At 57.5% G+C, this 21,314-nt stretch carries 19 protein-coding genes; 12 read left to right on the top strand and 7 right to left on the bottom strand.

What is annotated here, in order from left to right; genetic code table 11:
* Positions 1–199 precede the first annotated feature (199 nt).
* From J7413_RS17335 to J7413_RS17325, 3 genes are all read left to right on the top strand, one after another.
* On the top strand, positions 200–2,020 hold the full coding sequence (locus J7413_RS17335; RefSeq protein WP_209100503.1) for an ABC transporter ATP-binding protein: 1,821 nt from the start codon (positions 200–202) through the stop codon (positions 2,018–2,020).
* Between the two features lie 137 nt (positions 2,021–2,157).
* The gene (gene argE / locus J7413_RS17330) at positions 2,158–3,321 is read left to right on the top strand and encodes an acetylornithine deacetylase (protein WP_209100501.1); all 1,164 of its coding nucleotides are present in this window, start codon (positions 2,158–2,160) and stop codon (positions 3,319–3,321) included.
* Between the two features lie 162 nt (positions 3,322–3,483).
* Entirely contained in the window at positions 3,484–4,305 is an 822-nt protein-coding gene (locus tag J7413_RS17325; protein WP_209100499.1) for an arginyltransferase, read from the top strand.
* Positions 4,306–4,459: 154 nt separating this feature from the next.
* Here the strand turns inward: J7413_RS17325 and J7413_RS17320 are convergent, their stop codons facing one another.
* From J7413_RS17320 to J7413_RS17305, 4 genes are all read right to left on the bottom strand, one after another.
* The gene (locus J7413_RS17320) at positions 4,460–5,539 is read right to left on the bottom strand and encodes an extracellular solute-binding protein (RefSeq protein ID WP_209100497.1); all 1,080 of its coding nucleotides are present in this window, start codon (positions 5,537–5,539) and stop codon (positions 4,460–4,462) included.
* 240 nt (positions 5,540–5,779) lie between these two features.
* On the bottom strand, positions 5,780–6,412 hold the full coding sequence (locus J7413_RS17315) for a 50S ribosomal protein L25/general stress protein Ctc (protein WP_209100495.1): 633 nt from the start codon (positions 6,410–6,412) through the stop codon (positions 5,780–5,782).
* A gap of 103 nt (positions 6,413–6,515) precedes the next feature.
* On the bottom strand, positions 6,516–7,142 hold the full coding sequence (locus tag J7413_RS17310; protein WP_209100493.1) for a hypothetical protein: 627 nt from the start codon (positions 7,140–7,142) through the stop codon (positions 6,516–6,518).
* Between the two features lie 79 nt (positions 7,143–7,221).
* Positions 7,222–8,388 carry an alpha-hydroxy acid oxidase gene (locus tag J7413_RS17305; RefSeq protein WP_209100492.1) on the bottom strand — a complete coding sequence of 389 codons (1,167 nt, stop codon included), beginning with the start codon at positions 8,386–8,388 and terminating at the stop codon, positions 7,222–7,224.
* Between the two features lie 143 nt (positions 8,389–8,531).
* On the opposite strand from J7413_RS17305, the gene J7413_RS17300 reads away from it, so the two are divergent.
* Positions 8,532–9,077 (top strand): heme NO-binding domain-containing protein, encoded by a 546-nt coding sequence (locus J7413_RS17300; RefSeq protein ID WP_209100490.1) that lies wholly within the window; start codon positions 8,532–8,534, stop codon positions 9,075–9,077.
* On the top strand, positions 9,077–10,456 hold the full coding sequence (locus tag J7413_RS17295; protein ID WP_209100483.1) for an ATP-binding protein: 1,380 nt from the start codon (positions 9,077–9,079) through the stop codon (positions 10,454–10,456). The genes J7413_RS17300 and J7413_RS17295 overlap by 1 nt, the downstream gene beginning before the upstream one ends.
* A gap of 90 nt (positions 10,457–10,546) precedes the next feature.
* Here the strand turns inward: J7413_RS17295 and trpA are convergent, their stop codons facing one another.
* Positions 10,547–11,338 (bottom strand): tryptophan synthase subunit alpha, encoded by a 792-nt coding sequence (trpA, locus tag J7413_RS17290; RefSeq protein WP_209100481.1) that lies wholly within the window; start codon positions 11,336–11,338, stop codon positions 10,547–10,549.
* Between the two features lie 86 nt (positions 11,339–11,424).
* On the bottom strand, positions 11,425–11,910 hold the full coding sequence (locus tag J7413_RS17285) for an acyloxyacyl hydrolase (protein WP_209100479.1): 486 nt from the start codon (positions 11,908–11,910) through the stop codon (positions 11,425–11,427).
* 266 nt (positions 11,911–12,176) lie between these two features.
* Between J7413_RS17285 and ychF the strand changes: the two genes are divergently transcribed.
* From ychF to urtE, 7 genes are all read left to right on the top strand, one after another.
* Positions 12,177–13,274, top strand: a complete 1,098-nt coding sequence (gene ychF / locus J7413_RS17280; protein ID WP_209100477.1) for a redox-regulated ATPase YchF — start codon at positions 12,177–12,179, stop codon at positions 13,272–13,274.
* 459 nt (positions 13,275–13,733) lie between these two features.
* Complete coding sequence (urtA, locus tag J7413_RS17275) at positions 13,734–15,014, top strand: urea ABC transporter substrate-binding protein (protein ID WP_209100474.1); 1,281 nt, start codon at positions 13,734–13,736, stop codon at positions 15,012–15,014.
* A gap of 62 nt (positions 15,015–15,076) precedes the next feature.
* Positions 15,077–17,044 carry an urea ABC transporter permease subunit UrtB gene (urtB, locus tag J7413_RS17270; protein WP_209100472.1) on the top strand — a complete coding sequence of 656 codons (1,968 nt, stop codon included), beginning with the start codon at positions 15,077–15,079 and terminating at the stop codon, positions 17,042–17,044.
* Between the two features lie 3 nt (positions 17,045–17,047).
* Positions 17,048–17,248 (top strand): hypothetical protein, encoded by a 201-nt coding sequence (locus tag J7413_RS17265; RefSeq protein ID WP_209100470.1) that lies wholly within the window; start codon positions 17,048–17,050, stop codon positions 17,246–17,248.
* Positions 17,238–18,419 carry an urea ABC transporter permease subunit UrtC gene (gene urtC, locus J7413_RS17260; RefSeq protein WP_209100469.1) on the top strand — a complete coding sequence of 394 codons (1,182 nt, stop codon included), beginning with the start codon at positions 17,238–17,240 and terminating at the stop codon, positions 18,417–18,419. The genes J7413_RS17265 and urtC overlap by 11 nt, the downstream gene beginning before the upstream one ends.
* Positions 18,416–19,156 carry an urea ABC transporter ATP-binding protein UrtD gene (urtD, locus tag J7413_RS17255; protein ID WP_058238114.1) on the top strand — a complete coding sequence of 247 codons (741 nt, stop codon included), beginning with the start codon at positions 18,416–18,418 and terminating at the stop codon, positions 19,154–19,156. Before urtC ends, urtD begins: the two co-directional genes overlap by 4 nt.
* Before the next feature lies 1 nt (position 19,157).
* A complete protein-coding gene (gene urtE, locus J7413_RS17250) occupies positions 19,158–19,853 on the top strand; it encodes an urea ABC transporter ATP-binding subunit UrtE (RefSeq protein WP_209100467.1) in 696 nt (231 codons plus the stop codon).
* A gap of 46 nt (positions 19,854–19,899) precedes the next feature.
* On the opposite strand, the gene J7413_RS17245 is transcribed toward urtE, so the two are convergent.
* Positions 19,900–20,820 carry a restriction endonuclease gene (locus J7413_RS17245; RefSeq protein WP_209100465.1) on the bottom strand — a complete coding sequence of 307 codons (921 nt, stop codon included), beginning with the start codon at positions 20,818–20,820 and terminating at the stop codon, positions 19,900–19,902.
* Positions 20,821–21,314: the final 494 nt, after the last annotated feature.

Here is a 21,314-nt window from a genome sequence, read left to right as displayed (position 1 = left end):
GTGCCCCATGCACAAGTTAACTGTCGTGATCCCCTCCGACTAGCGGCATCACAGACCAGACAATCAAAAAATGCAAGGATTGTTTTGTATCCAATATACCATTTGGGTCAGGAATATTGCCCTTCGATTTGACCTCTCGCAGCGGCCGCTATAGCGTGACGCTCAGGGGAAATCAAAAACACTCAGGGGAGTAACCCGCATGCTGGACAACGCCATTGCCTCGATCGAGAACCTGCGCGTCGAGTTTCAAACCAAAGACGGCCCAGTGGTTGGCGTGAAGGATGTGTCCTTCAAAGTAAATCCAGGTGAAACCGTTTGTATCGTTGGGGAATCCGGCTCAGGTAAATCGGTGTCCAGCCTGTCGTTGATGCGGCTTGTCGAATTTGGCGGTGGCGAGATTGCCGGTGGGCGCCTGCTTTTTGACCGTCGCGACGCAGAAGATGTGGATCTCTCCACGGCGGATCAGGATCTGATGCGCACGATTCGCGGCAATGAAATCGGCATGATTTTTCAGGAGCCGATGACCGCACTGAACCCGGTGTTCACCGTGGGACGTCAGCTCACCGAGGGGCTGCGGCTGCACAAAAAACTATCGAAAGCCGACGCAGAGGCCCGCGCTTTGGACCTGTTGAAACAAGTGCGCATTCCCGAGCCTGAGCGCCGCATGAAACAATACCCGCACGAGCTTTCCGGCGGCATGCGTCAGCGGGTTGTGATCGCCATGGCGATGGCCTGCGAGCCGCGTCTGCTGATCGCGGATGAGCCCACAACCGCGCTGGATGTGACCATTCAGGCCGAAATTCTGGCACTTATGGATCGTCTCAAACGCGAAACCGGCACGGCTGTGATGTTCATCACCCATGATATGGCGGTGGTGGCGCAGATGGCCGACCGCGTGGTGGTGATGTTCCGCGGAAACAAGGTCGAAGAAGGCACGGTTGAGGAGATCTTTGAAAATCCGACCCATGACTACACCAAGGCGTTGCTGGCGGCAGTGCCAAAGCTTGGTGAAATGTCAGGCACCGACGTGCCAAGCCCGATGAAGCTGTTTGGCGACAACACGCACAACACCGATCCGATCCCCGGCACAGATGAGACCATTCTCGAAGTCAAAAACCTGGTCACGCGCTTCCCGGTGAAAGGCGGCCTGATGCGTCGCACCGTGGCCAATGTGCACGCGGTGGAGGATGTCTCTTTCACGGTGAACAAAGGCCAGACCCTCTCGCTGGTGGGCGAATCCGGCTGTGGGAAATCCACCGCGGGCCGCTCTCTGTTGCGTTTGGTGGATCCGACCTCTGGTCAGGTGCGGTTTGATGGCAAGGATATTCTGTCACTCAATCCAAAAGAGATGCATGCCGCGCGTCAGGACATGCAGATGATCTTTCAGGATCCCTTTGCCTCGCTGAACCCGCAGATGATGCTGATGGATCAGGTGGCCGAGCCGATGCGCAACTATGGCACCCACTCTGGGGTGGAGCTGCAAAAGCGCGTTGAGATGCTGTTTGACCGTGTGGAGCTGCCGCGCAGCTTTATGCGCCGCTATCCACATGAGATGTCCGGTGGTCAGCGCCAGCGGATCGCCATTGCCCGCGCGCTCGCCCTGAACCCCAAGTTGATTGTCGCCGATGAGGCCGTGTCGGCGCTGGATGTGTCCGTGCAGGCGCAGGTGCTCAATCTGATGATGGAGCTGCAGGCTGAAATGGGCATTTCCTATGTCTTCATCAGCCACGATATGGCGGTGGTGGAGCGCGTCAGCCACCATGTGGGCGTGATGTATCTGGGCCGCATCGTGGAAATCGGACCACGCCGTGCCGTGTTTGAAAACCCACAGCACCCCTACACACAAGCGCTGATGAAAGCGGTGCCAATCGCCGATCCACGCCGTCGCAAATCTGAAAAAGATCTGAACTTCAAGCCGATCCCAAGCCCGATCCACAATGTGGGCTATGAGGCGCAACCTTCGGAATACAAGGAGGTGGGGCCGGGCCATAAGGTGCTGATCACCGACAGCGGCTATTAAGAACATTCAGACAATGGGGCGCATCAATGATGGGCCCCATCGCATTCAAAGACCTGAGGAAAAGGGCGTTTGCACCGGTTTCTCGGCCGTTTTGAGCATCGACAAATTTGACGCATTTTAGACCGAAGGGATTGCCTGTGAGCACACGTCTTTCACCCCGCGAGATTCTGGACAAGCTGGTGTCCTTTCCAACCGTCTCCAGCGAGACCAATCTGCCGTTGATTGACTGGGTGGAAAGCTACCTCCAAAGCCATGGCATTGCGGTGCATCGCCACCCGCATGAGACGGACCCGGCCAAGGCTGCGCTCTATGCGCATGTCGGGCCAGAGATCACGGGGGCTGTGGTTTTGTCCGGTCACACCGATGTGGTGCCAGTCGAGGGCCAGCCCTGGAGCAGTGACCCGTTTGAGGTTGTCGAGCGGGACGGCAAACTGTTTGGCCGTGGCACCTGCGACATGAAAGGGTTTGATGCGCTCGCGATCTGGGCCATGGTCGAAGGCCACTATGCAAATCTTGCGCGCCCTCTGCAGCTTGCGCTGTCTTATGACGAGGAAATCGGCTGCACCGGCGCCGCGCCTCTGATCGAAAGCATGGCCGCCAAATTCCCCAAAGGCAGCGCTGTGATCGTGGGCGAGCCGTCGATGATGGGGGCGGTTACGGGCCATAAGGGCGGTGCTGGGTTCCGGGTGCATGTGCGTGGCTTTGAGGTGCACAGCTCGCTTATGCACACTGGTGTCAATGCCATTATGTATGGTGCCAAGCTGATTGAGTGGGCCAATGACATGAACGCCGCCAATCGCGCCCAAGAGCCCAACCCAGTGGCCGCCACCTTTGAGCCGCCCTGGACCACGGTGCATGTGGGTACAATTTCTGGCGGCACGGCGCATAATATCACCGCTCTGGATTGCCACTTCGGCCTCGATTTCCGCTTTGTACCGGGTGACGACAGCGCAGAGTGGCTGGCACGCGCGCGCGCCAAAGCCGCAGAGATCGAAGCGGAGATGCAGGCCGTTGTGCCAGACACGCACATTGAAATGCGGGAAACCTTTGCGGTGCCCGCATTGATGCCAGAAGAGGCAGGCGAGGCGGAAACGCTTGTGCGCCAACTCACCGGCGACAACACGCCACGCGTTGTCAGCTACGGCACCGAGGGCGGGCATTTCCAAAGCGCAGGCTATTCCACCGTCATCTGTGGCCCCGGCGATATCGCGCAGGCGCATCAGCCGGACGAATACCTGACAGTCGCACAGTTTGAAGCGGGTCAGCGCTTTATGGAAAAGCTCCTGACCAGCTGTTCCTGAGGGCAGGCTCTCAGGAACCTCCAAATTGAGCGGAATAAAGAGTTAATCCAATTCAAATCTTAACCAACAGTGCAAAAACAGAGGCCGCAAGCCCTTAGGAGGGCTTGCGCGCGCAAGAGTGCTGTTGATAACTTTGGCGACGTGACCAGTTGATGGAGTACCATGCGCCACTCATTGCCGATAGCACCGCAGTTCTATGTGACCGCCCCACAGCCGTGTCCCTATCTCGACGGACGCATGGAGCGGAAGTTGTTTACAGCGTTACAAGGGGACAATGCGACCGCACTGAATGATGCGTTGTCTCAGCAGGGGTTTCGACGCTCCCAGAATGTGCTGTATCGTCCGTCATGCGCCGATTGTACGGCCTGCATGTCGGCGCGCATTGATGTGTCAAAGTTCAAACCCACCAAAAGCCAGCGCCGCGCCGCCCGCCGGAATGCGCATTTGACGCGACGGGCCACCTCGCCCTGGGCAACCGAAGAACAGTTTGATCTGTTCCGGCGCTATCTGGACACACGCCATGCGGATGGGGGCATGGCGGATATGGATGTCTTTGAGTTCGCGGCGATGATCGAAGAAACCCCGATCCGCAGCCGGGTTGTGGAGTATACGGACCGTGCCAGCGACTCCCTGATTGGGGTGTGCCTGACCGACATGCTCGAAGACGGTCTGAGCATGGTGTATTCCTTTTATGACCCGGCGCAGGCGCGATCCTCCCTTGGGACCTATCTGATCCTCGATCACATCGAAATCGCGCGCGAGGCTGGGCTGCCTTATGTGTATCTGGGCTATTGGGTGCCCGGCAGTCCGAAGATGGCCTATAAGGCGAAATTCTCAGGGTTGGAGATCCATTTCGCAAATCAATGGCTGCCCATGAATGATCCAGAGGCGTTTTCGGCAGAGGCACATCCGTTGTCCACGCCGCCGATTGCCGAGCAGGTGGCCAATATTTCCTTACCGGATCTGCGCGCCCAGAAATTCTGATGTGAGTCCCGGCAGAGGCTTCCGGTAAAGGCCGAGGTCCCCTGCTGTGGGTCGAACGCACGCGCTACAAAAAGTAAGCCGCCGCACCCAACCCAGAGTGCGGCGGCTCCGTCATCTTTCGGGCCCGGAATTTGGGACCGATGCAAGAAGCACTTTAGTTGGTTGCGCCTGCACCCATGGCGCGTTTGGACATCAACTCAATCGCGTTGCCTGCCGCCCGGGTGTAGGGTGGCCAGAACATGCTTTCTTCAAAAAACGCGGGATTTTCGTCGATCAATGGATTGCGTTCCACCAGCGAAGTGGCGGCAACCATACCAAGCTCTTCTACCACACGGGTCTGCACGTCTTTGCCGATGAAGTAGTTGGCAAAGATTTCGGCTGCTTCCAGCTTCTTGCCTTCAAGATGCTTGGCGAAATTGATGGTGTCGAGCCAGACGGTATTGCCTTCTTCAAACGCGACGAGGCCCCAGTTGCCACCGGCGGCAATCGCGGCGGACGCCCCGACCCCGTATGAGGCGACAAGATCATATTCGCCAGTAAAGGGCGGGCTGGTTGTCCAGAAATGGCCCACTTGGCTGTAAAGCGTGTTCACTGTGTCTTGCAGCGCGCCATCGGCGGCCACGAGTTTGCCAAGGGCTGCACGATCCTTCGAGGCATCGTTCACCTCAAACGGGGCATGACCATTGGCCATAGACGCAAGGGCGATATTGGGGTGAACTTGGCCTTCTGTTAGCGACACGCGGCCCTTCCATTCCGGCTTCAGGAGGTCGCTCACAGATGCTGGCATCTCTTCTACAGTGTCTAAATTGGCCCACAGACCATAGGCTCCGCCACCCCAAGGGATATACAGATGCTGATCGCCCTTCATGCCCATTGGGATGTCGGTCAGGGCTGGGGAGAGGTGCTTGTAATTCTCAAGGCGCGGTGAGTTTACATTGATAGGCTGGAGCATATTGGCGGAAGGGTTGCCTTCCATATTGATGTAGTTCAGCGTCAGGAATGAGATGTCCACATCACCCGTGCGCAACATGTCAAACATCTGCTGCGGCCCTTCCGCCCAGCTGTCCACAAGACGCACGTCCACGTCATATCCATTTTCTTGCAAAAGGGCGTTCACCGCCGCAATTTCATGATCCCCAACATAGCCTTCCCAGGTCAGGATGTTCAGGGTTTCAGTTGCTTGCGCCATGCTTGCGGTCGCTGCGAGCATGCAGCCGATCAACGTATATTTCATAAAGTACTCCAAGTAAGAAACGGCCATGGCCAAGCTCGGGACACGGCTGATAGGGCGCACGGTGATCAAAATCACTTAAGAGAATGTGAAGGGAGTACATCTCCTTAAGATTGATGTTAACAGCGTGTTACTATTCAGGGAGAGGTGTGCTGCGCAGCGCGTAGATCGTACTCAGGCGCAAAAAAAAACGCGGCGCCCGGAGGCACCGCGTTCACACAAACCGCTGTTGCGGGGATGTGTTTACTCTTCTGCGGCTTCTTCGCCTTCGCCTTCGCCTTCATCTTCGTTGTCTGCGGAACGCAGGCCAGAAGGTGCGGACAGGTTGGCGATCACGAAGTCACGGTCGATGGTTGGCTTCGCACCAGCTGGCAGGTCGATCTGGCTGATGGTGATCACGTCGCCGATGTCTTTGCCGGTCAGGTCAACAACCAGACGCTCAGGAATGTCACCTGCGGTCACGTTCAGCTCGACTTCAGGGCGCACAACGGTCAGAACGCCGCCTTTTTTGATACCCGGAGCCGCTTCTTCGTTTTCAAAGTCAACGTGAATGAACAGGTTGATTTTGGACGTACGACGCAGACGCAGCAGGTCGATGTGGGTCGGAAGGTCTTTCACGGTGTCACGCTGAACGCCGCGGCAGATCACGCGCACGTCTTCCTGGCCTTCAACTTTCAGGTTGAAGAGTGTGGACAGGAAGCGGCCTTCTTTCAGTTTCTTGAACAGAACGTTGAAAGGAATCTGGATTGCGAAAGGTTCACCTTCGCCGCCGTAAACAACACCAGGAACAAAACCGTCGCGACGCGCTTGACGAGCGGCGCCCTTGCCTGTCCCCGTGCGTACTTCGGCGTGAAGATCAGGAATCTGACCAGCCATATTGAATTCTCCATAGATTAGGGTGGGGTTCCTCCAAGGCTGTAACCCCACGTGAAGCCGCGCCTATAGCGCGGTTTTGCAAGAAAGCAAAGGGGATTCGCCGTTATGCGTCCCGAAAATCACGCAACACGCCACCCGCCGCTTTGACCCGCTCATAAAGCGCAAAGTCATGCGGGCGCGCGGCACGCATTGCCGCGGCCACCTCGTCCGAGATCGGCGCCGCCACATCTGGCGACACATTTTTGCGCTTGGGCAGGATCGGCTCGCCAAAACGGGCCGTCAGAAACGCCAGCAACAGCTCCGGCTGATCATAGGCAAACAGGTGATGGACGGGCACAATGCCCGGTGTGAGCGACAGGAAAGACGCCTGAGAGCCGATGCCGGCAGATGGGCTTGGGGTCTTGCTGATCGCATCCATGACAAAAGCGTCAAAGCTGATGCCGCCATGGCAGGCTGGGTTGTCCACACCCATGCGTTCCGGGCTGCGGTATTTGTACCAGCTGCGCGCGTGGTCAATCGGATCTCGGATCACCGCCACCCGCTCGGGATACATCCCGTAGGTTTCCGCCAGAAACGGCGCAAGTTTTGCGTGATACTTGCCGATGGTCATGTGTTTCACGCTTTTGGTGAACACAACATCGGCATAGGGGCGCAGCGTGGTTTCATACGCCGTGGAGCCGGTCTTCGGAACAGACAAAAACGCCAGATTTTGTTTGAAAAAGACCTGCATGCCTTCCACTTCCTTCTGCCCGGCCCGTTTATTGCGTGCCGGGCAGTAGAATGTCAAAGCGATTGATCAGGCCAGTTGATCAGGCCTGCCAGCGGCCTTCGAAGTTTTCTGGGACCAGCAGGATGTCGCGGTCCAGCTCTGTCACATTGCGACGACCGCAAAGCGCCATGGACACATCCAGCTCTTTGTGGATCACTTCCAGCGCCTTGGTCACGCCCGCTTCGCCCATCGCGCCAAGCCCGTAGACAAAGGCCCGCCCGATGTAGGTGCCCTTGGCCCCCAGTGCCAGCGCCTTCAGCACGTCCTGTCCAGAGCGGATGCCGCTGTCCAGATGCACTTCGACCTGATCGCCAACCGCTTCCATGATGGAAGGCAAAGCGCGGATCGCGCTGAGGGCGCCATCCAGCTGGCGGCCACCGTGGTTGGACACAACAATCGCATCTGCCCCCACTTTCAGCGCCATCTTGGCATCCTCAGCATCCAGAATTCCCTTCAGGATCACCGGGCCGCCCCATTGCTCTTTGATCTTGGCGATCTTGTCCCAATCCAAAGACGGGTCAAAACTCTGCGCAGTCCATGCGCCCAGATCGGCTGTGTCTGTCACGCCTTGCACATGGCCGACGATATTGCCGAAGTTGCGCCGCTTTGCGCCCAGCATCTCAATGCCCCAGCGCCATTTGGTCGCCAGATTGGCAATTGTGGATGGGGTCAGTTTGGGTGGCGCGGACAGGCCGTTCTTGAGGTCTTTGTGCCGCTGACCAAGGATCTGCAGATCAAGCGTGATCACCAGAGCGGAGCATTTTGCATCTTTTGCCCGCTGGATCAGCCGGGACACAAAATCCTCGTCTGTCATGGTGTAAAGCTGAAACCAAAAAGGTTTGGTGGTGGCTTCGGCCACCTCTTCGATCGAATTGATCGACATGGTGGACAGGGTGAAGGGCACACCAAATTTTTCTGCGGCACGCGCGGCTTTGATCTCGCCATCCGCACATTGCATGCCGGTCAAGCCAACAGGTGCCAGCGCAACAGGCATGGCCACATCCTGGCCAATCATCTGGCTCGCAGTTGAGCGCCCGGCCATGTCCACAGCCACACGCTGGCGCAGGTAGATATCTGCAAAGTCAGAGGTGTTTTCCTGAAAAGTTTTCTCTGTCCAGCTGCCGGTTTCGGCATAGTCATAAAACATGCGCGGCGCGCGGCGCTTATAAAGACGTTTCAGATCGTCAATGCAGGTGATCACGGTCATACGCTCAAAAATCTCCGTATTGGTAAATGTTCTTTACCAATGGAGCATGGTTGATGCAATACCCTTGTGGAATTAGGGTTTTGTTTACCATTTGTGCGCATTCTGTTCTTGTTTTTGAGTGTTTTGGTATCGCGGAGGTCCGCATGAAAGGCATTGTTTTTGTCGAGTTGATCCGAATGGCGGAGGCCGTTCTGGGCGAAGAGGTTGTGGACGAGATTCTGGATGAGGCTGTGCTGGAGACAGATGGCGCATTCAGTGCGGTTGGCAATTATCCCTGTAAAGAGTTGCTGACGATTGTGGAGGCCGTGGGTGCGCGCACCGGGTTGCCGGTCGAGGCGCTGCATGTGCAATTCGGTCACTGGATGTTTGACCGATTTGTCGATGGGTATCCTGCGTTTTTTGAGGGAAAAGCCGACGGGTTTCATATGCTTGAATCCATCGAGGACGAGGTGCACGTAGAGGTGCGCAAACTCTACCCAGAGGTCGAGCTGCCCAGATTTGACACGGAGCGTCTGCCAGATGGGCGTTTCAAGATGGTCTATGACAGTGAACGCCCGCTGCACCATTTTTGCAAAGGTTTGATTGAATCCTGCATGGCGCATTTTGATCAGGCCGTGCATCTGGACATGCGTGATTATACGGCCAACGGCCGCTATACGGCTGAATTTCTCATTCAGAAAGCGGCTTGATGTTTCTGGGAGACACCATTCCAACGCCCACGACAGAGGTGTCGCGCCGACGCTACGATCGGCAAATGCGCGCGCGACAAGAGGCGGAGGGTCTGCTTGAGGCCAAAAGTCGGGAGCTTTACGAGGCCAATCAACGCCTGCAGAAGCTTTTGGATACATTGGAAACGGCGGTCAAAGAACGCACTCAGGAGTTGGAAGAGGCCCGGTCAGCTGCGGAATCCGCCAATGAGGCCAAATCGGTGTTTCTGGCGTCCATGAGCCATGAAATCCGCACGCCACTCAATGGCATATTGGGGATGGCGCAGGCGCTGCAGGACAGCGGCTTGTCTGCGGAGCAGGAGCAGCTCGTGAATATCCTGCGCGACAGCGGCACGCTCTTGCTCGCGCTCATCAATGATGTGCTCGACATCTCCAAGATCGAGGCGGGCAAGCTGGAGTTTGAGGCGATCCCCTATGATCTGTCTGATCTCAGGGACGCGATGTTTAACCATTATCGTCTGCGCGCCGAAGAAAAGGGGCTGTCGTTCAACGTCAGCTTGTCAGATGCCGCCAATACGCGCATCATCGCAGATCCGACGCGACTAAAGCAGGTGGCGGGTAACCTGCTGTCCAATGCAATCAAGTTCACCGAAACGGGTTTTGTTACGCTTCATATCGACATGAAATCGACCTGTGCCGGAGATCCGGTTTTGGTCTTGAAAGTGAAAGATACGGGGCATGGCATACCGCAGTCACAGCAGCCGCAGCTTTTTCAACGGTTCAGTCAGGCCAATGCCAGCGTCACCCGTATGCATGGCGGCACGGGGCTTGGCCTGGCGATCTCACGCCATATCTGTGAGTTGACGGGCGGCTCCATAAAGCTGCGCAGCGAGTCAGGCGCGGGGGCGGAGTTTCAGGCCAATCTGCTGGTCAAACACGCGCCGGAGACAGAGAAAGAGGAGCCCGCCCCAACGCAGGCCGCGGACGCAGGTATCAGCTTTGCCGGTTTGCGCATTCTGGCCGCAGAGGACAATCGCACCAACCAGATTGTGTTGCGCCATATGCTGAAAAAAGCCGGGCCACCGGCATTGACGATTGTCGGTGATGGGGAAAAGGCGGTGCAGGCGTGGCAGCAAGGCGGCTATGATATGATATTGATGGACATCAACATGCCGGTGATGGACGGCATGGAGGCCACGCGTCAGATCCGTGCGTTGGAGCATGAGAAAATGCTGGATCCCATTCCAATTGTTGCGGTCAGCGCCAATGCCATGGTGCATCAGGTCGCAGGCTATCTGCATGGCGGCATGACCGGCCATGTGGCCAAGCCCATCAGTCGCGACAAGCTGGTCAATGCGATGCAGGCTGCGCTCGCCCAATGCCAGCGTTCGCTGGAGTAGGCCGCAATTTGGGCGTTTGCGCGCAATAAAAAAGGGGCCAGATGGCCCCTGTTGATACCGTCCTGTACCTGTGTCGGCTGGCTTAAGTGCTCAGGCGCGGTGTGCGCCGTCCGCCAGCGACTTTACAAAGGCCAGCACCTCGGCGGTGGACTTGCCCGCCCCGATTTGGCTCACAATCGCAGAGCCAACCACAGCGCCATCCGCAACCGAGGCAATCTTTTGTGCCTTTTCAGGCGTGTTGATGCCAAAGCCCACGATCACAGGCAGATCGGTGCTGGCTTTGATACGCGCCACTTCCGGGCCCACATCGGTGGCTTCGGCTTCGGCCGCGCCAGTGATCCCGGTGATGGAAACGTAATAGACAAAGCCTGATGTGTTCTGCAGCACTTTGGGCAGGCGTTTGTCGTCGGTTGTCGGTGTGGCCAGACGGATGAAGTTCATGCCAGCCGCCTGCGCGGGAATGCACAGCTCGCTGTCTTCTTCCGGGGGCAGGTCCACCACGATCAATCCGTCGATGCCAGCGGCTTTGGCATCCGCCAAGAATGTGTCGACACCGCGTGAATAGATCGGGTTGTAATAACCCATCATGACAATGGGCGTGGTGTCATCGGTTTTGCGGAATTCCGTCGCCAGATCGAGCGTACGTTGCAATGTCATGCCGTTATCAAGCGCGCGCTGGCCGGCGAGCTGAATGGTCGGCCCGTCCGCCATCGGGTCGGTGAAGGGCAATCCCAGCTCAATGATGTCCACGCCCGCCTCAGGCAGCCCTTTCACAATCTCAAGCGAGCTGTCGTAATCAGGATCTCCCGCCATCACATAGGCCACAAAGGCCTTTTTCCCTGCGGCGGTCAGCTCTGCGAATTTGGCGTCGATACGAGTCATCGGCGGGTCCTTGTTTTTGGGTCACCTTCATGTGCCGGAAGGTGCGTGGGAAATCAATCCCACGCAAGAGCCATCGCAAGGTCGCCTCAGAAAAAGTGGTGATACCGCAAGCTCAGGGTGTTCACGCCGGGGTTGTGATCGCCAAGGCCGCCGTTGGATTTATGCTGCACCGCCAGCGAAAAGGCAGCGCCCTCTGAGACACGTCGCCCAACCGCAAGCAGGCTGCGAAATTCGAGCGTGTTGCCCAGATCATTGCGGCTGTCGCCATCGACATAGGCGCCGGGCATGAAGCTCACCTCGGCAAACCAGTGCTGATTGAAATCATACACACCAGACACCCCCGCCCCGACAAAGGCATCGCCTTCCTCATCAAGGGTCACAACGGTGGCGCCGGCGAAGGACCATCTGCCAACCTCGTGAAACGGGGCAAAGTGATATTCGACATTCAGTTCGGTGGTGTCTGTGGCCTCTCTGTCGTTGAAATCAGCATATCCGAGGCCAACAACGAGCTGTTGTGCGGCCACGGGTGTTGCAAGCAGCAAACTCGCTGCGAGTGATACCAGAAGTTTCATTTGCGTGTCTTTCCGTCAAAAGCATCGCCTCCTGTCTTCCCCAGACTACCACTTAAGCCCTTATTCCGAGATATCAATTTGTCTCGGCCCATGTCACAAACACTTGTAAAGCTGTGAGCCAAGTCGTGATCAGGGGGCGCATTCGGGGCCTTGGTGCAAAAACGCGGTCCAAAACCCGTTATTTCGCAGGGCGATCCCGTCACGTGGCTTGCGTCGCGACAGGACTCTGCCTATGAGCAGCACAAACAAGTGACAGGAGACCGGACATGGGTTTCAAAATGGGCATCGTCGGATTGCCGAATGTTGGCAAATCCACGCTTTTTAATGCGCTGACCAAAACCGCAGCTGCGCAGGCGGCAAACTTTCCGTTCTGCACCATCGAGCCCAATGTGGGCGAAGTGGGCGTGCCTGACGCGCGCCTTGATAAGCTGGCGGCCATCGCGCAATCCAAGCAGATCATCCCGACCCGCATGACCTTTGTGGACATTGCCGGTCTGGTCAAAGGCGCCTCCCAAGGCGAAGGTCTGGGCAACCAGTTTCTGGCCAACATCCGCGAAACCGATGCCATCGCCCATGTGCTGCGCTGCTTTGAAGACGGCGATGTGACCCACGTGGATGGCCGTGTGGATCCGGTGGCCGATGCCGAAACCATCGAAACCGAGCTGATGCTGGCCGATCTGGAAAGCATCGAGAAACGCCGCGCCAATCTGGTGCGCAAACTCAAGGGCAACGACAAAGAGGCCCAGCAGCAGGATCGCCTGCTGCAGATGGCGCAGGAGGTGCTGGAAAACAGCCAGCCCGCCCGTGTGGTTGAGGTCGATGAAGAAGATGCCAAAGCCTGGAAGATGCTGCAGCTTCTGACCACCAAGCCGATCCTGTATGTCTGCAACGTGGGTGAAAGCGAAGCTGCAGAAGGCAACGCCCATTCCGCCGCCGTGGCAGAGATGGCCGCCAAACAGGGCAACAGCCATGTGATCATTTCCGCGCAGATCGAAGAAGAGATCAGCCAGCTGGAAGACGAAGAAGCAGAGATGTTCCTCGGCGAAATGGGGCTGGAAGAGGCGGGCCTCGACCGTCTGATCCGCGCAGGCTACGAGTTGTTGCAGCTGGAAACCTACTTCACGGTTGGCCCGAAAGAGGCCCGTGCATGGACCATCCGCAGAGGCACCATGGCCCCACAGGCCGCGGGCGTGATCCACGGCGACTTTGAAAAAGGTTTCATCCGTGCGGAAACCATCGCCTATGACGACTACATCGCCTGTGAGGGTGAAAGCGGTGCCAAAGAGGCTGGCAAAATGCGCGCAGAGGGCAAAGGCTACGAAGTGAAAGACGGTGACGTCATGCACTTCCTGTTCAACACCTAAACGCCGCATCTTTTGATATGCTCAAGCGCCCGGAGGCCAAGCCTCACGGGCGCTTTTTGTTGTGCATTCAATTTTTAGGCGATGTTGCTGGCGCCAATGCATGATTAAGAAGTGACTCTGGCAGGGCAAAACTGCCCCAAAAACACGCAGTTTACGTCTTTAACGCCCTGTTAATCGATTAAATTGCAGGCATAAGTCGCGATTTTTGCTCAAAAAATGACCTCGTGCCCGCGAGACATGCCCATTCCCGCTCTCAAATTTGATTATCCGGGGCCCATGCCAAAGGGTAAGGGCGCCCAGGCAGGACAGAATTCAATCAAACGCGCTGGGTGTGTGACGGCCAACGAATTGGACCTCGGTACAGCCGCCACACGGATGCAACAAAAGTTGCGGGATCAGGTAATGGAAACAGGCGCCCGGGCGCAAGCGTTTCTGCGCCATCCCCGCAGGGAGAATTTTATGACCTTTCTGAAATCCACGCTCGCCGGATCTCTGGTTTTTGCTTCGCTCGCAGGGACGGCGATGGCTGCGGAAGACACCATCAAAGTGGGCGTTCTGCACTCGCTGTCTGGCACCATGGCGATCTCTGAAACCACGCTGAAAGACACCATGCTGATGCTGATCGATCAGCAAAACGCCAAGGGTGGCCTGCTGGGCAAACAGTTGGAAGCGGTGGTCGTGGATCCAGCCTCAGATTGGCCGCTGTTTGCAGAAAAAGCGCGCGAGCTGCTGACCGTGCATGAAGTGGACGTGATCTTTGGCAACTGGACCTCCGTGTCGCGCAAATCCGTGCTGCCGGTGATCGAAGAGCTGAACGGCCTGCTGTTCTACCCGGTGCAGTATGAGGGCGAAGAAAGCTCCAAAAATGTGTTCTACACCGGTGCCGCGCCAAACCAGCAGGCGATCCCGGCCACCGACTATTTCCTTGACGAACTGGGTGTTGAGAAATTTGCCCTCTTGGGCACCGACTATGTCTACCCGCGTACCACCAACAACATCCTTGAGTCTTACCTGAAAGACAAAGGCATCGCCGACGAAGATATCTTCGTGAACTACACCCCATTTGGCCACTCTGACTGGTCCAAAATCGTGGCAGACGTTGTCGCGCTGGGCGCGGATGGCAAAAAAGTGGGCGTGATCTCCACCATCAACGGCGACGCAAACATCGGCTTCTACAAAGAGCTGGCTGCGGCAGGCATTTCTGCCGATGACATCCCGGTTGTGGCCTTCTCCGTGGGCGAAGAAGAGCTGGCCGGTCTGGACACCTCCAACCTCGTCGGCCACCTCGCAGCGTGGAACTACTTCCAGTCGGCCGACTCTGATGTGAACGCAGAGTTTGTGGAAACCTGGAAAGCCACCATGGGCGAAGAGCGCGTGACCAACGACCCAATGGAAGCGCACTATATCGGCTTTAACATGTGGGTGAATGCCGCGACCGAAGCGGGCTCCACCGAAGTGGATGCCGTGCGTGCCGAGATGTACGGCCAGGAATTCCCGAATCTGACCGGCGGCACCGCCGTGATGCTGCCAAACCACCACCTGGCAAAGCCGGTTCTGATTGGCGAAATTCAGGAAGACGGTCAGTTTGACATCATCTCCCAAACCGCAGAAGTGCCGGGCGATGCCTGGACAGACTTCCTGCCAGAATCTGCGGTTCTGAAGTCCGATTGGAAAGATCTGGATTGCGGCATGTACAACACCGAGACCAAAACCTGCGTTCAGACCCTGTCTAACTACTAAGGTTTGATCCTTTGGGGCGCGGTATGCCGCGCCCCTCATACCACTCGCGCGGACTTCCTCATATGAGACACTTCCTTTTGGCAGGCCTTGCCCTCTTGGCCGCTTGCCTGATTTCGCCCGACCGGGGGCAGGCGCAAGACGCCTCAATCCAGTCGATTTTGCAGGAACATCAAGCGCTTATTGTGAAAAGCTCGCGTAAGACTATTGGCCCGGCGATTGCGGCTGTGGCCAGCTCTGGATTGCCGCAAGCACAGACGGTGCTGGAGGTTTGGGCCGCCAAGAATATGTGGCAGCGCAAATCTGACGGGCTGTTTTTCATTGGCGAGAAAATTGACAGTAAAACCTACGCGCTGACCGATTTTGACAGCGGCGCGTCTGTTGGCGCGTTTCCCAAAAAAGAGCTGAAACAGCTCAAACCCAACAGCGGCATCCGCGCGCTGATCGGCACCGCCTTGGTGCAGTTTCAGCTCAGCGATCCTGACATCACCGCCCGCCGCGCCGCGCTTGTCTCTATTGAGCGCGACCCGGAGGCCAGCCTGCTCGCCCCCCTGCGTGCCTCGATTGAAGGCGAGACAGATGTAGCGCTGAAGGCACAAAAGCAGCGCCTCGAACGTCTGCTGACCATCAGCTACGACACAGATGAAGCTGCGCGCCTTGCGGCCATCGCCGATATGTCCGGCGATCTCGGCGTGGATGTGCGCGCCACGCTCAATCCGCTGCTGACCACCAAACGCGATGTGGTTGCAGGTGCCGCGCCAGAGGGCGCGAACATCGCCGCGCTTCTGACACCGGGGCAGGCGGCGTTTGATCGCCTCACCGCCTATGACATGCTTGTCGCCAAAGACCTCGCGCCCGCACGCATCAGCCGTGATGACATCCGCACCCAGCTTGCCGCTCATATCGATGGCGCCCGCGTCGGCGGTGTACCTGTGGCGCAGCTCAACACCGAGGCCAACCGTCTGACAGCGTACAATGCGCTGGCAGAGGCAGGCACCGTGCCCGCCTTCGTAACCGACACCGCCATTGACGCAGCACTTGCCGCGCACACATTTTATGACGCCTATCTGGAGCCGTCCTATGCAGTGACCGATGCCGCCGCTGAGGCGTTAAAAGACATCGAGTTGAAAGTGGGTCTCAACCAGACTCTCGACCTCACGCTGGATGCGCTCTCGCTTGCGTCCATTTACTTCCTTGCGGCCATCGGCCTTGCCATCACCTTTGGCGTGATGGGGGTGATCAACATGGCCCACGGCGAATTCATCATGATGGGCGCCTACACCGGCTATGTGGTGCAACAGATCATCCCCGATCACACTGTCTCCATCATCGTTGCCATCCCCACCGCCTTTGCAGTGACCTTCGCCGCCGGTGTGGCGATGGAGCGTTTGGTGATCCGCTGGTTGCAGGCCCGCCCGCTGGAAACCCTGCTCGCCACCTTCGGCATCTCCATCGCGTTGCAACAACTCGCCAAGAACATCTTTGGCACACAGGCCCGCCCACTCACCGCGCCCGGCTGGCTCGATGGCGCATGGGTGCTCAACGATGTGGTCGCGATCAGCTACATCCGCATCGCGATCTTCATCCTCGCGCTGATCTTCCTTGGCGTCTTCCTCTACATCATGAAGCGCACGCGCCTTGGCCTTGAAACCCGCGCAGTCACGCAAAACCCGCGTATGGCCGCCTCCATGGGCATCAACCCCGATCGCGTGAACATGCTGACCTTCGGTCTTGGCTCCGGCATCGCGGGCATCGCGGGCGTGGCCATCGGCCTCTTTGCCAAAGTCACCTCGGAACTGGGCAGCGACTACATCGTGCAGAGCTTCATGACAGTGGTTGTCGGCGGTGTTGGCAACATCTGGGGCACGCTGGCGGGGGCTGCCATGATTGGCTTCCTGCAAAAAGGGATTGAGTGGATGAACCCCTCCAACACCCTGGCAGCGCAGACCTACATGATCATCTTCATCATCATTTTCATCCAGTTCCGGCCCCGTGGCATCATCGCCCTCAAAGGCCGCGCGGCGGGGGATTGAACCATGATGATCTCCCAAACACAGGGCAGCCCCCGTGCCGCACGGGGCGCACACCACTCGCACCACACCATGATGTGCCACGCCTTTTCCACCCATTCTATGATGTGCACCCAAGCCCCCGCCCCTTGGGGGGGCGGTACGGGGGCAACCCGGCCGCTTGGCCGCGAGGTGCAGCTTGCAGGAGATCTGTCCCATGCAGCGTAGTTTTATCGCCAAGAACCCCTCGGTTCTCATCTTCCTCGCCATCCTCGCGCTGTTCACGCTGTTGGTAACCGTCATGTCCGAAGGCTTTGGCGTGGGGGGCATCTCGACCAGCTTCATCAAGACGCTGGGCAAAACCCTCTGTCTCTGCCTGATCGCCCTCGCGATGGATCTGATCTGGGGCTACACGGGCATCCTCAGCCTCGGCCATTTTGCCTTCTTTGGGTTGGGCGGCTATATGATCGGCATGTGGCTGATGTATGAGCGCACCCGCCTGATCGTGGTGGACAGCCTCGCCAACGCCGAAATACCACCCACCGACGGCGAAGTGATCGACGCCATCGGCAATCAGATCTTTGGCGTTGTCGGCAGCAGCGACTTCCCCCTGATCTGGGCCTTTGCCGACAGCCTCACCATCCAGTTGGCGCTGGTCCTGCTGGTGCCCGGCCTTCTGGCCCTGATCTTTGGCTGGCTCGCCTTCCGCAGCCGCGTCACCGGGGTCTATCTCTCGATCCTCACCCAAGCCATGACATTGGCACTGGCCCTCTACCTGTTTCAGAACGACAGCGGCCTGCGCGGCAACAACGGCCTTTCGGGCCTGCAAAACCTGCCAGGTGTCACCGCCTCACAGGATCATGTCTCGCTCTGGTTCTTCTGGGCGTCGGCGGCAGCACTTGGCGCGGGCTATCTGCTCTGTGCCTGGTTGGTCAGCGGCAAATTCGGCTCTGTCATTCGCGGCATCCGCGACAATGAGGCCCGTGCGCGCTTCCTCGGATATTCGGTGGAAACCTACAAGCTGGTGATCTTCACGCTCACCGCCTGTATCGCGGCTATCGCCGGGGCGCTTTATTATCCGCAGGCCGGGATCATCAATCCGGCAGAAATCGCCCCGATTGCCTCGATCTATCTCGCGGTCTGGGTCGCCATTGGCGGGCGTGGGCGGCTCTATGGCGCGGTGATTGGCGCGGCTTTTGTCAGCCTGCTGTCCACATGGTTCACGGGTGGGCAGGCCCCGGATGTGAACCTGGGCTTTTACACAATCAAATGGGTCGACTGGTGGCTGGTGCTCTTGGGCCTGTCCTTCGTGCTGGTCACACTGTTCGCACCCAAGGGCATCGGCGGGCTGATCGACATCCTGTCTGACCGCCGCGCCGCCAAGGAGGCTTCCCAATGAGCACACTTCTTGAAGTTTCCGGTGTTTCGGTCACTTTTGATGGCTTTCGCGCCATCAACAACCTGTCGTTCCAGATTGGCGAGGCCGAAATGCGCGCGGTGATTGGCCCCAATGGGGCGGGTAAAACCACCTTCATGGATATTGTCACCGGCAAAACCCGACCCGATGAAGGTCGGGTGATCTGGGGGGAGAAATCCATCAGCCTGCTTGGCATGAATGAGGCCCGCATCGCACAGGAAGGCATCGGGCGCAAATTCCAGAAGCCCACGGTGTTTGAAGAGCAGACCGTGCAGGAAAACCTGCTGATGGCACTCAAAAAGCCGCGCGGCTGGTTTGCGGTGCTGACCTACAGGCCCAGCGATGCGGATCTGGCCAAGGTCGATGACCTTGCCGCACAGATCGGCCTCACCGATCAGCTCACCCGCACCTCCGGCGAACTCAGCCACGGGCAGAAGCAATGGCTGGAAATCGGCATGTTGCTGGCACAGGAGCCGCGCCTGCTGTTGGTGGATGAACCCGCCGCCGGCATGACCCCGGCAGAGCGCGAACACACCACCGACATTCTGGTCGAAGCCGCCAAAACCCGCGCGGTGGTGGTGGTGGAACATGACATGGAATTTGTGCGCCGCCTCAATTGCAAAGTCACTGTGCTGCACGAAGGGGCCGTTCTGGCCGAGGGCAGTCTGGATCACGTCACCGCCGATCAGAATGTGATCGACGTCTATCTGGAGCGCTGAGATGCTGACACTGAAAGACATCACGCTGCATTACGGCCATTCCCAGATCCTGCATGGCATTTCCATGGAGGCGCAAAAGGGCGAGGTCACCTGTGTCATGGGCACCAATGGGGTGGGCAAGACCAGCCTGATCAAGGCGATCTCCGGCACCCATCCCCGTTCAGGTGGCACGCTGTCGCTTGATGGGGAGGCCCTGCCGCCATTGCCCGCACAGACCATGGCCCACAAAGGCGTCGCCTATGTGCCGCAGGGGCGCGAGATCTTCCCCCTTCTGACCGTACGCGAAAACATGGAAACCGGCTTCAACTGCCTGCCGAAGTCAGAGCGCGCCGTGCCCGAAGAGATGTTTGAACTCTTCCCGGTGCTCAAGGAAATGCAGGGCCGACGCGGAGGGGATCTCTCCGGCGGGCAGCAGCAACAGCTCGCCATCGCCCGCGCGCTGATCACCCGACCCAAGCTCCTGCTACTCGATGAACCAACCGAGGGCATTCAGCCCAACATCATCCAACAGATTGGCGAGGTCATCAAACTGCTGCGCGATCAGGGGGAGATGGCGATTGTGCTGGTCGAGCAGTATTTCGATTTTGCCTACGATCTGGCGGATCGCTTCGTTGTGCTGCGCCGGGGGGAGGTCATGCTGGAGGGCACCAAAGCCACACTGGATCGGGGCGAGCTCCTTCAGAGCGTGTCCGTGTGACGCTGGGCTGAGTGGGGCGCCTCAACAATTTGGTTTGGCGACGATGTTAGTCTGTAGCTTCCTCGAAGTAACCTTCATCAATTTGCTTGATGTGCAAAATCTCTTTGTCGCGGCACCCTACGTTGTATTTGATCATTAGCCTGGCAAGTTGAACGCCGTCGATCAGCACAATCCGCGTCCCCAAGTCATTGGCCGTTTGTTTGGCGGAGTTGGTGAAGTGTGAGGTTGTAACAAAGATCCCTTTGGTCGCTTTCTTGAGGCTGAGAGCGCCAAAGAAGTCTCGTATGTCAGAAGACCCGACACTGTTTCCCGTGCCATATCGTTTGGCCTGGAGGTAAATTTGGTCGACGCCTAGCGGGTCTTGATCGATCACGCCATCAACACCGTTGTCGCCGGATTGACCAAGCGCGCGCCCTGCGTCTTGTGACGTGCCGCCGTATCCCATGGCAATGAGCAGCTCTACAATTAAGTGCTCAAAGAAGGCAGGGGAAGAGGAGCGTACGGCATCCAATAGTGTGACAGCTAGGGCATTGTCGAGTTTTCGATGCGCAGCTTGTAGGTCTTCGTCTGGTGTATAAGACGGTGACGTGTTTTCGGAGGCGTGATCGGCGTTGTCGTCGGTCTCCTTTGTGCGCGACCTGAAGTCCTGAAACTCCGCGAATTGCTCCAGATATTTTACGTCCAAAGAAATCGACGGATCGTCTAATACCTTCTTGCCGCGCTCTGTAAGCTCATACCAGCCGCGACGTATGTTCCTGACCAGTCCTGCCTGTTTCAAATAGGAGCGTGCCCAGTGAACGCGATTTGCGATGGTTGTTTGTTTGCCGCTAGGGAGCAGTTGTTGCCGTTCATCGCCACTTAATTGGAAATGATCGGAGATGTCTTCGACTGCTTCGGAGATCTTTCTCGGTTCTTCGCGCGCGCATTCCAAAACAGGACGCATGAGGGTCTGGTAGTCAGGTATCATCTGTTGCCACACTTCACATCTAATGGGGTATTCAAAACGTGTGCGCTATTCTCTGGCGGGAAGCCGGAAAAGAAAACCCTCTTCACCCCCCCCGTTGCGTTTGTCTTTCTGCAGCGTTCGTTGGCCCTCGCGGGTAGATTATTCCACCTCTGTGATACCGATGTGAAACCGACGTGATACCGACGTTGCTTGCGGGTGTTGCTTGGGGTGTTTTGGGAGATTGTTCTGTTTTTGTTGTGAGTCTGCGGCCGAGTCCTTTGTGAGTCTGTGTGTTGTTTTGTGGATAAGTTGGGTTTTGGGTGTTTTGGGCTGGATTTGGGCGATGTTTTGGTTGTGTGATTTTGTGTAAGGTATTGTTATTGTTTGTTTTTGTAAGTTTTTTGTGATTTTTTGGAAAAAGTTGGAAAAAGCGCTTGCGGCTTTTGGGTGATAACCTTAGAACCCCCTTCACCGGCGGCGCTGAGGCGCACAACGGCGGGACGGACTGGGACGGA

The organism is Shimia sp. R10_1 (genome assembly GCF_017744095.1).
Lineage (GTDB): Bacteria > Pseudomonadota > Alphaproteobacteria > Rhodobacterales > Rhodobacteraceae > Shimia.
The sequence above is the reverse complement of the archived record's forward strand: the minus strand, read 5'-3'. Positions and strand labels throughout refer to the sequence as shown.

Bases quoted from the DNA above. Each gene is read 5' to 3' on its own strand.
- J7413_RS17335 (WP_209100503.1), top strand. From the start codon at position 200: ATGCTGGACAACGCCATTGCCTCGATCGAGAACCTGCGCGTCGAGTTT.
- J7413_RS17325 (WP_209100499.1), top strand. From the start codon at position 3,484: ATGCGCCACTCATTGCCGATAGCACCGCAGTTCTATGTGACCGCCCCA.
- J7413_RS17320 (WP_209100497.1), bottom strand. From the start codon at position 5,539: ATGAAATATACGTTGATCGGCTGCATGCTCGCAGCGACCGCAAGCATG.
- J7413_RS17315 (WP_209100495.1), bottom strand. From the start codon at position 6,412: ATGGCTGGTCAGATTCCTGATCTTCACGCCGAAGTACGCACGGGGACA.
- J7413_RS17310 (WP_209100493.1), bottom strand. From the start codon at position 7,142: ATGCAGGTCTTTTTCAAACAAAATCTGGCGTTTTTGTCTGTTCCGAAG.
- J7413_RS17305 (WP_209100492.1), bottom strand. From the start codon at position 8,388: ATGACCGTGATCACCTGCATTGACGATCTGAAACGTCTTTATAAGCGC.
- J7413_RS17300 (WP_209100490.1), top strand. From the start codon at position 8,532: ATGAAAGGCATTGTTTTTGTCGAGTTGATCCGAATGGCGGAGGCCGTT.
- J7413_RS17295 (WP_209100483.1), top strand. From the start codon at position 9,077: ATGTTTCTGGGAGACACCATTCCAACGCCCACGACAGAGGTGTCGCGC.
- trpA (WP_209100481.1), bottom strand. From the start codon at position 11,338: ATGACTCGTATCGACGCCAAATTCGCAGAGCTGACCGCCGCAGGGAAA.
- J7413_RS17285 (WP_209100479.1), bottom strand. From the start codon at position 11,910: ATGAAACTTCTGGTATCACTCGCAGCGAGTTTGCTGCTTGCAACACCC.
- ychF (WP_209100477.1), top strand. From the start codon at position 12,177: ATGGGTTTCAAAATGGGCATCGTCGGATTGCCGAATGTTGGCAAATCC.
- urtA (WP_209100474.1), top strand. From the start codon at position 13,734: ATGACCTTTCTGAAATCCACGCTCGCCGGATCTCTGGTTTTTGCTTCG.
- urtB (WP_209100472.1), top strand. From the start codon at position 15,077: ATGAGACACTTCCTTTTGGCAGGCCTTGCCCTCTTGGCCGCTTGCCTG.
- J7413_RS17265 (WP_209100470.1), top strand. From the start codon at position 17,048: ATGATGATCTCCCAAACACAGGGCAGCCCCCGTGCCGCACGGGGCGCA.
- urtC (WP_209100469.1), top strand. From the start codon at position 17,238: ATGCAGCGTAGTTTTATCGCCAAGAACCCCTCGGTTCTCATCTTCCTC.
- urtD (WP_058238114.1), top strand. From the start codon at position 18,416: ATGAGCACACTTCTTGAAGTTTCCGGTGTTTCGGTCACTTTTGATGGC.
- urtE (WP_209100467.1), top strand. From the start codon at position 19,158: ATGCTGACACTGAAAGACATCACGCTGCATTACGGCCATTCCCAGATC.
- J7413_RS17245 (WP_209100465.1), bottom strand. From the start codon at position 20,820: ATGATACCTGACTACCAGACCCTCATGCGTCCTGTTTTGGAATGCGCG.